We start from the raw sequence: 14,242 nt of genomic DNA, 5'->3' as shown, positions 1-14,242 counted from the left end.
GGCGTTCAGCTCTTCACGAAGAGGCCGCGGCTGCGCAGCACCCACCGCTCCAGCGGACTGAAGATCAGCAGGTCGATGGCGATGCCGACGAACAGGATCAGGACGATGGCCTGGAAGACCATGGACATCGAGCTGGCGTTGCGGCCGTTCTCCAGCAGCGCGCCCAGGCCGATGCCGAGGTCGGGCGAGGAGGCGATGATCTCGGCGGCCATCAGCGAGCGCCAGGCGAACGCCCAGCCCTGCTTGAGACCGGCCAGATAGCCGGGCAGCGCGGCCGGCAGCACGATGTGCCAGGCGCCCCGCACCCCGGTCGCGCCCATCGTGCGCCCCGCCCGCAGATACAGCGGGGGCACCTGGTCGATGCCGGAGACCAGGCCGTTGGCGATGGAGGGGACCGCGCCGAGCAGGATCACCGCGTACATCATCGAGTTGTTCAGGCCCAGCCAGATCACCGCCGGCGGCACCCACGCCACCGACGGCAGCGACTGGAGCCCGGACAGCACCGGGCCGATGGCCGCCCGCACGAACTTCACCCGGGCCACGAGCAGTCCCAGCGGGGTGCCGATGACCAGCGCGAAGAGGAAGCCGAGCAGGCCGCGCGAGACGGACGTCCAGATGTAGGCGAGCAGGGTGCCCTGGAGCCAGGCGTCCTTGAACTCGCCGCCCACGTCGGCCGGCGAGGGCAGCTTGGTCGGGTCGTCGACCACATGGAAGGTGATCAGCGCCTGCCACGCGACCAGGACCACGACCACCGCCACGATCGGCGGGAAGATCTTGTCCATGAAGGTCTTCCGCAGCGGCGTACGGCCGCTCCCGGCGACCTCCAGCGCGTCGAGTCCGGCCTCCACACCGGCCAGTTCGGCGCCCTGCGCCGACTTCGTCTCAGTGCTGGCCATGACGGCGGATCTCCCCACGCAGGACTTCGGTGATCTCCAGGGACAGTTCCGCGACCGGCGCGTCCTCGATCCGGCGCGGCTGCGGGATGTCCACCCGCCACTCGCGGGCCACCCGCCCCGGCCGCGAGGACAGCAGCACCACGCGCTGCGCGAGCCGCACCGCCTCACGCACGTTGTGGGTGACGAACAGGACCGAGACGCCGGTCTCCTGCCAGATCCGGGTCAGTTCGTCGTGCAGGACGTCCCGGGTGATGGCGTCCAGCGCCGCGAACGGCTCGTCCATCAGCAGCAGGTTGCTCTCCTGCGCCAGGGCGCGCGCCATCGCCACGCGCTGGCGCATACCGCCCGACAGCTCGTGCACGCGCTTGCCGAACGCGCCCCCCAGCCGGACCAGTTCGAGCAGTTCCTCGGCCTTGCCGCGCCGCTCCTGCTTCGGCACGCCCCGCAGCTTCAGGGCGAGTTCGATGTTCTTGCCCGCGGTCAGCCACGGGAACAGGGCGTGCTCCTGGAACATCAGCGCGGGCCGGCCGTCCGTGGTGATGGCGCCGGCGCTCGGCCGGTCGAGTCCCGCCACCAGATTCAGCAGCGTGGACTTGCCGCAGCCCGAGGCCCCCAGGAGGGTGACGAACTCGCCCGGAGCGACATCGAGCGTGATGTCGTCCAGCACGAGCTGCTGCCCGCCCGGAGCCGCGAAGGACTTCGAGACGTTCGCAAGGCGGGCCGCGTGCTCGACGGCCTCGGGGGCCTGCGCGAGGGTGGTCGTGGCCATGGTCGTCACCTCCTGGGAACTCTTCGGCTACGGGCTCTACTTGACGCCGAGACCGGCGTCGCTGACGGTGGGCTCGCCCTCGGCCTTGAGGATCTTGTTCAGGAGGGAGAGGTCGTAGATGCCGTCCAGCCTGGGCTGCTTGAGCAGGCCGGCCTTGACCGCGTGCGCCGCCTGGGTGTTCAGGGTGGCGGCCAGCGGGTCATTTGTGATCTTGATGGACTCCCACGCCGGGTCCAGGATGCCGGCGGGCAGCGCCTTGCCGGAGTCGACGGCCAGCTGCTTGTTGGCGGCGGCCTTCGCCTGGCCGGGGTTGGCGTTGATCCACTTGTTGGTGTCGACGGACGCCTTCAGCACCGCCTCGACGGCCTTGGGGTGCGCCTTGAGGAACTTCTGCGACACGATGATGTTGGTGATCACGAACTGCTTGCCGGGCCACAGCGTGGACTCGTCGAGCAGCACCTTGCCGCCCTCGGCGACCAGCTTGGACGCGGTCGGCTCCGGCACCCAGGCGCCGTCGATCGAACCGGACTTGTAGGCGTCCGGGGTCACCTTGTTGTCCGAGCGGACCACGGACACATCGCCCTTGCCGCTCTGCGCGTCGACCTTCCAGCCCTGCTCGGCGATCCAGTTGAGGAACGCCACGTCCTGCGTGTTGCCCAGCTGCGGGGTGGCGATCTTCTTGCCCTTGACGTCCGCCAGGGTCTTGATCTTCTTGGGGTTCACCACGAGCTTGACCCCGCCGGAGGCCGAACCGCCGATGATGCGCAGGCTCTTGCCGTCGGACTTGGTGTAGCCGTTGATCGCCGGGGACGGGCCGATCCAGCCGATGTCGATGGAGCCGGAGTTCAGCGCCTCGATCTCGGACGGGCCGGCGTTGAAGACCTGGTACTTCGCCTTGGTGGCCCCCAGGGACTTCTGGAAGAAGCCCTTCTGCACACCGACGAGGGCGGTCGCGTGGGTCACGTTGCCGAAGTAGCCGATCTTGACGGAGTCCAGACCGTCGATCTTCTGGGCGCCCGCGGCTATCTTCTGGTCGGACGTGTCGTCCTTGGCCTTGGAGCCGTAGCTGCAGGCGGCGAGCGTGAGCAGGGGCACGGCGGCGACCACGGCGAGGCCGCGGCGCAGGAGAGTCGATCTGATGGCAGGCACGGGAGGTGTTCCCCTCGTTGGCCCGGCGGTCACGGTGTCTCAGGCCGTGGCCGGGAGGTCGGCAGGTCTTCGTCTACTTCGGCGGTGGGGGGTGAGGGCGCGCAGGCAGTGCGCGTACGTCAGCGCACACATCGGGCCACTCCGCCCTGTCCGCTACCGAGGGCGCCGCTGCCGACGCGGCCGCCCTCCTTGGCGAACAGCGAGTAGAAATCGGGAAGGCTCATGCTCAGAAGTCCCAGCCGTCCTCGTCGTCGGCGTCCTTGACCGGCTCGGGCGCGGCGAAGGACTCGCCGACCATGCCGGCGGTCAGCGTGGTGCCGTCGCCCGGGTCGATCAGGATGAACGAGCCGGTGCGGCGCGAGTCGGCGTAGGAGTCGACCGGCAGCGGCTCGGCGGTACGGATCTTCACCCGGCCGATGTCGTTGGCGACGAGCCGGCCCGGGTGCGGGTGCAGGGACAGGTCGTCGAGGGTGAGCCGGGACGGGATGTCCTTGACGATCGCCTTGACCGTGCGGGTGCCGTGCTTGAGCAGCACCCGGTGGCCGACGGTCAGCGGGGCGTCGGCCACATGGCAGACGGTCGCCTCGACGTCCTGGGTGGTGGCCGGCGCGTCCTTGCTGGGCACGATCAGGTCGCCGCGCGAGACGTCGATGTCGTCCGCCAGGAGCACGGTCACCGACTGCGTCGTCCAGGCCGCCTCGACCGGCTCGCCCAGCAGGTCGATGCCCGCGATCCGCGAGGTCCGCCCGGAGGGCAGCACGGTGACCGCCTCGCCGACCCGGAAGGTGCCGGCCGCGATCTGGCCCGCGTACCCCCGGTAGTCGGGGTGCTCGGCGGTCTGCGGCCGGATCACGTACTGCACGGGCAGCCGGGCGTGGCAGTGCGCCAGGTCGTGGCTGACCGGGACGGTCTCCAGGTGTTCGAGCACGGTCGGGCCGCCGTACCAGTCCATGACCGCGGACGGCTCCACCACGTTGTCGCCGGCCAGCGCCGAGATCGGGATGGCGGTGACCTCCGGGACGCCCAGCTCGGTGGCGTACGCCGTGAACTCCTCGGCGATCGCCGCGAACACCGGCTCCCGGTAGTCCACCAGGTCCATCTTGTTGACGGCGAGGACCACGTGCGGGACCCGCAGCAGGGCGGCGATCGCGGCGTGCCGGCGGGTCTGCTCGACCACGCCGTTGCGGGCGTCGACCAGGACCACCGTCAGCTCGGCGGTGGACGCGCCGGTCACCATGTTCCGCGTGTACTGCACATGGCCCGGCGTGTCGGCCAGGATGAAGCGGCGGCGGGCGGTGGCGAAGTAGCGGTAGGCCACGTCGATGGTGATGCCCTGCTCGCGTTCGGCGCGCAGGCCGTCGGTGAGCAGCGCGAGGTCCGGGGTGTCCTGGCCGCGGCCGGCCGAGGCGCGCTCCACGGCCTCCAGCTGGTCGGTGAGGACCGACTTGGAGTCGTGCAGCAGCCGGCCCACCAGGGTGGACTTGCCGTCGTCGACGGACCCGGCGGTGGCGAACCGCAGCAGGGTGGTCTCCGACAGCTGCTCGACCGACAGCGGCTCGGCGGGTTCGGTGGTGCTGGTCATGGCTAGAAGTACCCCTCGCGCTTGCGGTCTTCCATCGCGGCCTCGGAGAGCTTGTCGTCGGCGCGGGTGGCGCCGCGCTCGGTGAGCCGGGAGGCGGCGATCTCGGTGATCACCTGCTCCAGGGTGACCGCGTCCGAGTCGACCGCCCCGGTGCAGGACATGTCACCGACCGTGCGGTAGCGGACCTGCCGCTTCACCACGGTCTCGCCGTCCTTGGGGCCGCCCCACTCGCCGGCGGTCAGCCACATCCCGGCCCGCTGGAACACCTCCCGCTCGTGCGCGAAGTAGATCGCCGGCAGCTCGATGCCCTCGCGGGCGATGTACTGCCACACGTCCAGCTCGGTCCAGTTGGACAGCGGGAAGACGCGGACGTGCTCGCCGGGCGCGTGCCGGCCGTTGTAGAGGTTCCACAGCTCGGGGCGCTGGCGGCGCGGGTCCCACTGGGAGAACTCGTCGCGCAGCGAGAACACCCGCTCCTTGGCGCGGGCCTTCTCCTCGTCGCGGCGCCCGCCGCCGAAGACCGCGTCGAACCGCTCGGCCTGGATCTTCTCGGTCAGCGGCAGCGTCTGCAGCGGGTTGCGGGTGCCGTCCGCGCGCTCCTTGAGCACACCCCGGTCGATGTAGTCCTGCACGGAGGCGACGTGCAGCCGCAGCCCGTGCTCGGCGACCGTGCGGTCCCGGTACTCAAGGACCTCGGGGAAGTTGTGCCCGGTGTCCACGTGCAGCAGCGCGAACGGCACCGGCGCGGGCGCGAACGCCTTCAGCGCCAGGTGCAGCATCAGGATCGAGTCCTTGCCCCCGGAGAACAGGATCACCGGGTTCTCGAACTCGCCCGCGACCTCGCGGAAGATGTGCACCGCCTCGGACTCCAGCGCGTCCAGGTGCGTCAGGGCGTACGGCCCCGCCGTGCCCTCCTCGGCCGCGGCGACGGTCGTCGTCATGCCAGTCCCCTCTCGCTGAGCAGGGCGTACACCGACGCCGCGGACTCCTGCACGCTCTGGTGCTGCGACTCGATCCGCAGATCGGGCCGCTCGGGCTCCTCGTACGGGTCGTCGACGCCGGTCAGCCCGGTCAGCTCACCGGCGGCCTGCTGGGCGTACAGGCCCTTCACATCGCGTGCCGAGCACACCTCGACCGGGGTCGCCACATGCACCTCGGCGTACGCGGTGCCGTTCTCCTCGTGCCGCTTGCGGACCGCGTCCCGGCTGTCCGCGTACGGGGCGATCACCGGGACCAGCGCCAGGACGCCGTTGCGGGCGAGCAGTTCGGCGACGAAGCCGATGCGCCGCACGTTGGTGTGCCGGTCCTCGCGGCTGAAGCCGAGGCCCGCCGAGATGAACGCGCGGATCTCGTCGCCGTCGAGCACCTCGACGCGGTGGCCCTCCTCGCGGAGCCGGCCCGCCAGCTCGTGCGCGATGGTGGTCTTGCCGGCGCTCGGCAGACCCGTGAGCCAGACGGTGGCTCCGGTCGTCACGTGGTTCTCCTGTATGGGTGTCATGGGTCAGCCGTGCAGTCCGCACTCGGTCTTGGCGCGGCCCGCCCAGCGGCCGGCGCGCGCGTCCTCGCCCTCCAGGACCCGCCGGGTGCAGGGGGCGCAGCCGACGGAGGCGTAACCGTCCGACAGCAGCGGGTTGGTGAGGACCCCGTGCTCGTCGACGTAGGCCGCCACGTCTTCCTGCGTCCACCGGGCGATGGGCGAGACCTTCACCTTGCGCCGCTTCTCGTCCCAGCCGACGACCGGGGTGTGCGCCCGGGTCGGGGACTCGTCGCGGCGCAGTCCGGTCGCCCACGCCTGGTAGCCCTGCAGGCCCTCCTCCAGGGGCCGCACCTTGCGCAGCGCGCAGCACAGGTCGGGGTCGCGGTCGTGCAGCCCCGGGCCGTGCTCGGCGTCCTGCTCGGCGACCGTGCGCCGCGGGGTGAGGGTGATGACGTTGACGTCCATCACGGCCTCGACCGCGTCGCGGGTGCCGATGGTCTCCGGGAAGTGGTAGCCGGTGTCGAGGAACACCACGTCCACGCCGGGCATCGCGCGGGAGGCGAGATGGGCGACCACCGCGTCCTCCATGGAGGAGGTCACGCAGAACCGCTCGCCGAAGGTCCCGGCCGCCCAGCGCAGGACGTCCAGGGCGGAGGCGTCCTCCAGCTCGCGGCCGGCCCGCTCGGCCAGCTCCCTCAACGCGTCGTCGGTGCGCTCTTCCTGACCGCTCGTCATGTCCCCTCGTCCCCTCCCTCGTCGGCGGTGCGCCGCAGCCCGCGGGCGAGCAGCCCGAGGAACTTCAGCCGGAAGGCCCGGTTGCAGGCCGCGCACTCCCACGCCCCGTGCCCTTCCTCACTGGGGCGCAGGTCCTCCTCGCCGCAGTAGGGGCAGTGGAAGGGGGCCGCGCGCTCGCTCACGACAGGTCCTCCTCGGGGGCACGCGCGGCCCAGACGGCGAAGCGCTCGCCGTCCTCGCGCCCCGCCTGGAAGCGCTTGAGGACCCGCTCGATGTAGTCGGGCAGCTCCGCGGAGGTCACCTTCAGGCCGCGCACCTTGCGGCCGAAGGACGGCTCCAGGCCGAGCGCCCCGCCCAGGTGGACCTGGTAGCCCTCCACCTGCTCGCCGTTCTCGTCCAGCACCAGCTGGCCCTTGAGACCGATGTCCGCCACCTGGATACGGGCGCAGGCGTTGGGGCAGCCGTTGAGGTTGATGGTCAGCGGCTCGTCGAAGTCGGGGAGGCGGCGCTCCAGTTCGTCGATCAGCTGGGAGCCGCGCGCCTTGGTCTCGACGATGGCGAGCTTGCAGAACTCGATGCCGGTGCAGGCCATGGTGCCGCGCCGGAAGGAGGACGGGCGCGCGGTCAGGTCCAGCGCGTCCAGGCCGTCGACCAGCGAGTCGACCTGCCCCTCCTCGACATCGAGGATGATCATCTTCTGTTCGACGGTGGTCCGCACCCGCCCGGAGCCGTGCGCCTCGGCCAGCTCGGCGATCTTCGTGAGCGTGGTGCCGTCGACCCGGCCGACCCGAGGGGCGAAGCCGACGTAGTAGCGGCCGTCCCTCTGCCGGTGCACACCGATGTGGTCACGCCACTGGTGGGCGGGCTGCCCGGGGGCGGGCCCGTCCAGCAGCTCGCGCTTCAAGTACTCGTCCTGGAGCACCTGGCGGAACTTCTCGGCGCCCCAGTCGGCGACGAGGAACTTCAGCCGGGCCCGGTTGCGCAGCCGCCGGTAGCCGTAGTCACGGAAGATCGAGATGACGCCCTCGTAGACGTCCGGGACGTCCTCGATCGGCACCCAGGTGCCCAGCCGCACGCCCAGCTTGGGGTTGGTGGACAGGCCGCCGCCGACCCACAGGTCGAAGCCGGGCCCGTGCTCGGGGTGGCGTACGCCGACGAAGGCCACGTCGTTGATCTCGTGGACCACGTCCAGCAGCGGCGAGCCCGAGATGGCCGTCTTGAACTTCCGCGGCAGGTTCGAGTACGCCTTGTTGCCCAGGACGCGGCGCTGGATCTCCTCCAGGGCCGGGGTGCCGTCGATGATCTCGTCCTCGGCGATCCCGGCGACCGGCGAGCCGATCATCACACGCGGGGTGTCGCCGCAGGCGGTGACGGTGGACAGGCCGACGCCCTCCAGCCGGTTCCAGATCTCGGGCACGTCCTCGATCCGGATCCAGTGGTACTGGACGTTCTGCCGGTCGGTGATGTCGGCGGTGCCGCGCGCGAACTCCTGCGAGATCTCACCGATCACCCGCAGCTGCCCGGTGGTGAGCCGGCCGCCGTCGATGCGCACCCGCAGCATGAAGTAGCGGTCGTCCAGTTCCTCCGGCTCCAGGATCGCGGTCTTGCCGCCGTCGATGCCGGGCTTGCGTTGGGTGTACAGGCCCCACCAGCGCATCCGGCCGCGCAGGTCACTGGGGTCGATGGAGTCGAAACCCCGCTTCGAGTAGACCGTCTCAATGCGTGTCCGCACATTGAGACCGTCGTCGTCCTTCTTGACCTGCTCGTTGCCGTTGAGCGGGGTGAAGTGGCCCGCGGCCCACTGACCCTCACCGCGGTGACGGCTCACCTTGCGGCGGGGGGTCGCGGCAGCGGCGTTCGGTGGGGTGGCGGCCATGGTTGGTACGTCCTTCAAGGCAGGCGGAAAGCGGCTCGGACCTGCGCGTACGGGCGCGAGGGCAGGCGCGCGCGGTGGTGCGCGGCAGGCGAGGAGGAGCGGAGGGGACCGCGGCGCGGCGGGCGGGTCAGCGCGCCGGACAGATGGCGCTGGACATGCGGCCGTGGTCGACGTGGCGTCGGCTCACCAAGGCGGTTCCAGTTCCAGGCATGACGGCAGCGTGGCACGGCGTTCTGGACACAGTCCAGCTTTATCCAAAATGTGGACACCCTTGTCTCGTTCCGCGAGACAAGGGTGTCGTGGGTCACAGGATCGCAGGTCGTGGGTCTCCGCCCAGGTCAGGCCGGGTGCGCTCCGGGCCACGGCCCCGGAGTCGCCACCTCCGCTTCTTCCTCGACCTTGGTGTCGAACAGCGTGAAGCCCCGGCGCTGGTAGTTGTCCATCGCGTGCTCGCCGTCCTTGCTGCAGGTGTGCACCCACACCCGCTTCGTGGAGGCCAGCCCCGGCCAGCGGTCGGCCAGGTCCCAGGCGCGGGCGGTGCCGTACGACAGCAGGTGCCCGCCGATCCGCCGGCCCCGGAAGGCGAGGACCAGCCCGAAGTAGACGATCTCCACCACCCCGTCGTCCTGCGCCTCCAGCTCGATGTACCCGGCGGGCGTGCCCCGGTCGTACGCCACCCAGGTCTCCACACCCGGACGCTCCAGGTGGGCCCGCCACCGGTCGTACGACCAGCCCAGCCGGTCCGTCCAGTGGATGTCGCCGCCCACCGACGCGTACAGGAACCGGCTGAACTCGGGCGAGGGCACCTCGGCGCGGACGACCCGCACGTCCCCCTCGGGCGCGGCGGCCGGCAGGAGGTCGGTCGGGGCGGTCTGCTCCAGGGACCACGTGGTCACGGCGATGTTCGTCATGCCGGTCAGGGAATCATCCGGCCCCGGCCCGTGTCGATCGGCGCCCGGTCCGGCCCCGGGCGCCTGCCGCTTGGCCTGTTCGACTACCGCAGGGCCCGTTCGACCGAGGACAGCGGCAGCGCGAACAGCATCCGCCCGGACACCGACCACACCTCGCCGCTCGCGGGCCAGTAGGAGAGGGAACCGGCGCCGTCGCCCCAGCAGCGGTGCGTGTCGCCCGACGTGCCGCACTCGGTGGCCTGCGCGCCCCGCGCGTCCTGCCGCCACAGCGTGCCGTGCCCGCCGCGCCGGCCCGCGGTGCGGCCCAGGTACCAGTCGGTGCCCCCGGCCGGGGCCGTGCGGTGCGCGAGCACGCCCCGCACCCCGTCCGCCTTCGTCTCGTACGCCTCCTCGGCGGCCACGGTCCCGCCGGGACCGGCGGCCAGCAGCCCGGACCGGCCGGGGTCCGCGCTGAACAGGTAGCGCCACAGCCGGGTGTGCCGCCCGCTGCCCGAGGGCGTCGTCTCACTGGCGACCAGGCTGTCCGGGGCGGAGGTGCGGTCCAGGGAGAGCCCGGTCGGGCACGGCGGGGCGGCATCGGCCGGCGTGGCGCGCGCGCCGCCCCGGCCGGTCCGCTCGCAGCTGCCGGCGGCCGGGCGGTAGGAGGCGACCGCGGGCAGCACCCAGCGGTAGCCGTGCGCCGACCAGCCGCCCGGCACCCGGCCGACCGCGTCCGCGGTGACGGTGGCGCGCTCGATGCGGCGCAGGTCGTACACGTACAGCGCGTCGCTCTCACTGCCGGAGGTGGTGACCAGCAGCTTGTCCTGGTACCAGACCATCCCCGACACATGCGAGGCGAGCCCGCGGTAGTCGCGCCCGCCGTCGACGGGGACGGCCAGCAGCGCCCAGGTGTAGGTGAGGTGGTACGGGTCGTCGGCGTCGACGAACGCCACCCGGGCCAGGCCCGTGCCGCCGGTGTCGGCGCCGCGGTGCGTCCAGCCGGACAGGATCAGGCGGTGCGTGCCCCACCGGCCGGTACCGTCCAGGTCCCCGGCGGTGGCCACCGACTCGGGCCGCCACTGGCGGGTGGCGGCGTCGGCTGCGTCCCAGCAGTAGGCGCGGGTGGCCGCCGGTTCGACGGGCAGCGCCTTCTTCTCCTCGGCGGTGCAGTCGCCGGCGTCGCGCAGGGTGTGGTCGGCGTTGTCGAGGACCGCGCCGGCGTCGACCGGGCGGCCCATCGCCGCGGCCAGCCGGTTCAGCGCCGGTGCGGGCACGGGCTGTTCCGTCAGCCGCAGGACGCTCAGCTCGGCGGCCGAGGTGAGCGGTCTGAGAGCGCCGGGGTCGTCGGTGACCGTGGCCTGGGAGGCGCTGATCAGGGTGGCGGTGGCGGTCAGCGCGAGTCCGGCGCCGGCCAGGACCGCGCGCAGCGCCCTGCCCCGCCTGCGCCGGCGGTGTCGCCCGCGTTGCTTCATCCAACCCCCCTGTCCAGGGCTCGGTCTCGCCACCGGGGCGCCCGCCGGCCCGCACCGGCCAACTGCGCCGCTCGACCCGGGCGTTGCCCGTGGAGCACGAGCGGCGACCCGAGGCGATGCTACGGCAGTGCGGCGCGCCGCAGGGCGAAGACCGTGCAATTGCACGCCCGATGTCCCCGGCGTACCGCTCAGCGGGCGCGGGAGGCCGCCGGTGCCGCCGAGTGCGGGAGCAGGCCGCGCGGGTCGTCCGGGAGCAGCACCTCCACCTCGGCGTCCTCGCGGAAGCGGTACGGCCGGTGTTCGAGGAACGCGCCCAGGTAGCGCCGTACCCGGGGCAACTCGGCCCGCACGGTCACCGAACGGCCCGGATCGCCGGACACCTCATCGGCCGCGCGCGTTCCACCACCGACGTCAGGTCCAGGGTGTGCGGCAGCGTGCCGAAGGCCGCTCCCCAGTCCCCGCCCAGCCGGGAGGCGCAGAACGCGTCGGCGACCTCGGGCGGCGCGTACCGCACGAGCAGCGCCCCCTGGAGCACCAGCGCCAGCCGCTCGGCCAGCCGCCGCGCGCGGGCCTCCACGCCTTCCAGGTCGGCGAGTTCGGTCAGCAGGTCCTTGATCGCCGCGTCCAGGCGGTGGTCGGCGCCGCGCGCCCGGCCCACCTCGCGCAAGTACGCGTCGAACGCCCCCGGTTCGTGCCGCAGCGCCCGCAGCACGTCCAGCGCCTGTATGTTCCCGGCGCCCGCCCAGAGGGAGTTGAGCGGCGACTCCCGCACCAGGCGGGGCAGTCCGGACTCCTCGACGTACCCGTTGCCGCCCAGGCACTCCGCGGCCTCCACCACGAGCGGCGCGCACCGCTTGGCCACCCAGTACTTCGCGGCCGGCACCGCGATCCGCAGGAGGGCCCGCTCCTGCTCGCCGCCGTCGTCGCAGGCCGCCGCCAGCCGCAGCGCCAGCGTGGTCGCCGCCTCCGACTCCAGCGCCAGGTCGGCCAGGACGTTGCGCATCAGCGGCTGCCCGGCGAGCGGCCCGCCGAACGCCTCCCGGTGGGCGCAGTGGTGCACCGCCTGCGCCACCGCCTGCCGCATCAGCCCCGCCGAGCCGAGTACGCAGTCGAGCCGGGCCGCCGCCGTCATCTCGCCGAGGACGCGCGCCCCGCGCCCCTCCTCACCGACCCGGCGCGCCCACGTCCCGTCGAACTCGACCTCGGCCGTCGCGTTCGACCGGTTGCCCAGCTTGTCCTTCAGCCGCTGGAGCAGGAACACGTTCCGCGTGCCGTCCGCCAGCACACGCGGCACGAGGAAGCAGGTGAGCCCGCCCGGCGCCCGGGCCAGCACCAGGAAGCCGTCCGACATCGGCGCCGAGCAGAACCACTTGTGCCCGGTCAGCTCGTATGTCCCGGCCTCCGCGAGCGGCCGCGCGGCGGTGGTGGTGGACCGTACGTCGCTGCCGCCCTGCTTCTCGGCCGTGGCCACACCGAGCAGGGCGCCGGACTTCAGGTGCGCGGGCCGCGGCCCGCGGTCGTACACCATGGACGTCAGCCGAGGCTCCCACTCGGCGGCCAGCTCCGGATCGACGCGCAGCGCGGGCACCGCCGCGTGGGTCGTCGACAGCGGGCAGCCGTTGCCGGCCTCGACCTGCGTCCACACCAGCAGGGCCGCCGCCCGCCGCACGTGCCCCGCCGGGCGCGTCCAGGCGGCCGTCAGACCGGCCGAGACACCCTTGCCGAGCAGCCGGTGCCAGGCCGGGTGGAACTCCACCTCGTCGACGCGCCGGCCATAACGGTCGTGGGTGCGCAGCACCGGCGGGTTCTCGTTCGCCTGCGCGGCCCACTCCTGGAGCTGGGCCGATCCGGCGGCCCGCCCCAGCGACGACAACTCCTCGCGCACCTCGTCCAGCGAGTCACGTTCCACGTGCCGCCCGACCGCCTCGGACAGGGCGCGGTCGGCGGCGAAGACGTCGTAGCCGACCAGCGGCGGCGGCTGGTTGGTCACCGAGTGAGTGCTGGCTGCCATGGCAGGGAACCTACCCGCGCCGGAGCGCCGCTCACCACGCCGGCGGTGATCCGCGAGCAGGTACCGGCGGTGATCCGCGAGCAGGTACCGGTGGATGAGAGGGCCGGGGCCTGGCAGAGATACCTTTGGCTCGTGCAGCCAGCCAGTGAACCCCCCGACAGGCCGTCCGGCCGCTTCCACCGGGCCCGCGCCCTCTACCGGAACGTCTCCAAGCGCAGGACCGCCTGGCTGCTGCTCAAGGACACCGTCAACTCGTGCATGGAGTACCGCATCCTCGGCCTGGCCGCCGAGGCCGCGTTCTTCACCCTGCTGTCCGTGCCGCCCCTGCTGCTCAGCCTCATCGCGCTGCTCTTCTACGTCGACTCCTGGACCGGCGCGCACACCATCGCCAGCCTGGAGCGCAACATCCTGGACGCCTCCCGCACGGTCCTGTCCGACCAGGGCGTCAAGGAGATCACCCAGCCGATCCTGCGGGACGTGATGCAGGGCGGCCGGCCCGACGTGATCTCCATCGGGTTCGTGTTCGCCCTGTGGTCGGGCTCGCGCGCGGTGAACGTCTTCATCGACACCATCACCGTCATGTACGGCCTGGACGGTGTGCGCGGCATCGTCCGCACCCGGCTGATGGCCTTCCTGCTGTTCATCGTGGCGCTGCTGATCGGCTCGGTCGCGCTGCCGCTGATGGTGGCGGGACCGGACGCGGTGGTGCGGATCGTGCCGTGGTCGACGACCGTGGTGCAGGTCCTGTACTGGCCCGTGGTCATCGTGCTGTCCATCGCGTTCCTGACCACGCTGTACCACGTGTCCGTGCCGGTGCGCTCGCCGTGGATCGAGGACGTGCCCGGCGCGCTGGTCGCCCTCGCCATGTGGGTGGTGTGCAGCTTCCTGCTGCGGATCTACCTCACCAGCACCGTGGAGGGCCCCACCATCTACGGCTCACTGGCCGCGCCGGTCGCCGTGCTGCTGTGGATCGGCGTGTCCGCGTTCGCCGTGCTCGTCGGGGCCGCGGTCAACGCCGCCATCGACCGGGTCTGGCCGGCCGCCGCCACCGCCGCGGCCCGCGCCGCCAACGAGCGGGTGCGCGAGGCGCAGATCGCGCAGTACGTCGCCCGTGCCACCGCCGCCCGGGTGACCTACGCCGACGACACCGACGACTTCGACGACACCGACGACCTCGACGACACCTCCGACGCCGGCATGCCCTCCGAGTTCCCCGAGCGCTGGTCGCGCTTCCTGCCGCCCGAGGACGTGACCGCCCGCCTGCGCGCCCAGGTCAAGAACGCCCAGGCGCGCGGCCCGCACAGCGCGCACAAGGAGGACCAGAACGGTTCGGCGCCGGAGAAGTGACCGCCTGGGCGCCCTGCCCGGCGGGGAACCGTTCTTGA

13 protein-coding genes and 1 pseudogene are annotated in these 14,242 nt (G+C 72.3%); 1 reads left to right on the top strand and 13 read right to left on the bottom strand.

Going from position 1 to position 14,242, the window contains the following annotated elements:
- Nucleotides 1–5: 5 nt before the first annotated feature.
- The 13 genes and pseudogenes from ABZ858_RS12060 to ABZ858_RS12000 all read right to left on the bottom strand — a co-directional run bounded on the left by ABZ858_RS12060 (nt 6) and on the right by ABZ858_RS12000 (nt 12,857).
- A complete protein-coding gene (locus ABZ858_RS12060) occupies nt 6–896 on the bottom strand; it encodes an ABC transporter permease (RefSeq protein ID WP_361375397.1) in 891 nt (296 codons plus the stop codon).
- Nucleotides 883–1,665 (bottom strand): ABC transporter ATP-binding protein, encoded by a 783-nt coding sequence (locus tag ABZ858_RS12055; protein ID WP_361375395.1) that lies wholly within the window; start codon nt 1,663–1,665, stop codon nt 883–885. Before ABZ858_RS12055 ends, ABZ858_RS12060 begins: the two co-directional genes overlap by 14 nt.
- A 36-nt stretch (nt 1,666–1,701) precedes the next feature.
- Entirely contained in the window at nt 1,702–2,814 is a 1,113-nt protein-coding gene (locus ABZ858_RS12050; RefSeq protein ID WP_361375393.1) for an aliphatic sulfonate ABC transporter substrate-binding protein, read from the bottom strand.
- Between the two features lie 226 nt (nt 2,815–3,040).
- On the bottom strand, nt 3,041–4,396 hold the full coding sequence (locus ABZ858_RS12045) for a GTP-binding protein (protein WP_361375391.1): 1,356 nt from the start codon (nt 4,394–4,396) through the stop codon (nt 3,041–3,043).
- Nucleotides 4,397–4,398: 2 nt separating this feature from the next.
- Nucleotides 4,399–5,337, bottom strand: a complete 939-nt coding sequence (cysD, locus tag ABZ858_RS12040) for a sulfate adenylyltransferase subunit CysD (RefSeq protein ID WP_361375389.1) — start codon at nt 5,335–5,337, stop codon at nt 4,399–4,401.
- Nucleotides 5,334–5,870 carry an adenylyl-sulfate kinase gene (gene cysC / locus ABZ858_RS12035; RefSeq protein ID WP_361375387.1) on the bottom strand — a complete coding sequence of 179 codons (537 nt, stop codon included), beginning with the start codon at nt 5,868–5,870 and terminating at the stop codon, nt 5,334–5,336. Before cysC ends, cysD begins: the two co-directional genes overlap by 4 nt.
- 27 nt (nt 5,871–5,897) lie before the next feature.
- Nucleotides 5,898–6,608, bottom strand: a complete 711-nt coding sequence (locus ABZ858_RS12030) for a phosphoadenylyl-sulfate reductase (protein WP_361375385.1) — start codon at nt 6,606–6,608, stop codon at nt 5,898–5,900.
- Nucleotides 6,605–6,790: a hypothetical protein gene (locus ABZ858_RS12025; RefSeq protein ID WP_361375383.1), complete on the bottom strand. Its 186-nt coding sequence runs from the start codon at nt 6,788–6,790 to the stop codon at nt 6,605–6,607. The genes ABZ858_RS12030 and ABZ858_RS12025 overlap by 4 nt, the downstream gene beginning before the upstream one ends.
- Entirely contained in the window at nt 6,787–8,484 is a 1,698-nt protein-coding gene (locus ABZ858_RS12020) for a nitrite/sulfite reductase (RefSeq protein WP_361375381.1), read from the bottom strand. Before ABZ858_RS12020 ends, ABZ858_RS12025 begins: the two co-directional genes overlap by 4 nt.
- A 338-nt stretch (nt 8,485–8,822) precedes the next feature.
- Nucleotides 8,823–9,395, bottom strand: a complete 573-nt coding sequence (locus ABZ858_RS12015; protein ID WP_361375379.1) for a GNAT family N-acetyltransferase — start codon at nt 9,393–9,395, stop codon at nt 8,823–8,825.
- An 83-nt stretch (nt 9,396–9,478) separates the two neighbouring features.
- Nucleotides 9,479–10,846: a hypothetical protein gene (locus ABZ858_RS12010; protein WP_361375378.1), complete on the bottom strand. Its 1,368-nt coding sequence runs from the start codon at nt 10,844–10,846 to the stop codon at nt 9,479–9,481.
- 188 nt (nt 10,847–11,034) lie between these two features.
- Nucleotides 11,035–11,235 (bottom strand): annotated as a pseudogene (locus ABZ858_RS12005) (transcriptional regulator); the annotation flags it as partial.
- Nucleotides 11,199–12,857, bottom strand: coding sequence for an acyl-CoA dehydrogenase family protein (locus ABZ858_RS12000; protein ID WP_361375376.1), 1,659 nt, complete (start codon nt 12,855–12,857; stop codon nt 11,199–11,201). The pseudogene ABZ858_RS12005 and the gene ABZ858_RS12000, both read right to left, overlap by 37 nt.
- A 132-nt stretch (nt 12,858–12,989) precedes the next feature.
- On the opposite strand from ABZ858_RS12000, the gene ABZ858_RS11995 reads away from it, so the two are divergent.
- Nucleotides 12,990–14,204 (top strand): YihY/virulence factor BrkB family protein, encoded by a 1,215-nt coding sequence (locus ABZ858_RS11995; RefSeq protein ID WP_361375374.1) that lies wholly within the window; start codon nt 12,990–12,992, stop codon nt 14,202–14,204.
- Nucleotides 14,205–14,242: the final 38 nt, after the last annotated feature.

It is taken from the genome of Streptomyces sp. NPDC047017 (genome assembly GCF_040644175.1).
Lineage (GTDB): Bacteria > Actinomycetota > Actinomycetes > Streptomycetales > Streptomycetaceae > Streptomyces.
Note: the sequence above shows the minus strand (reverse complement) of the source record. Positions and strands in the feature narration are given on the sequence as shown.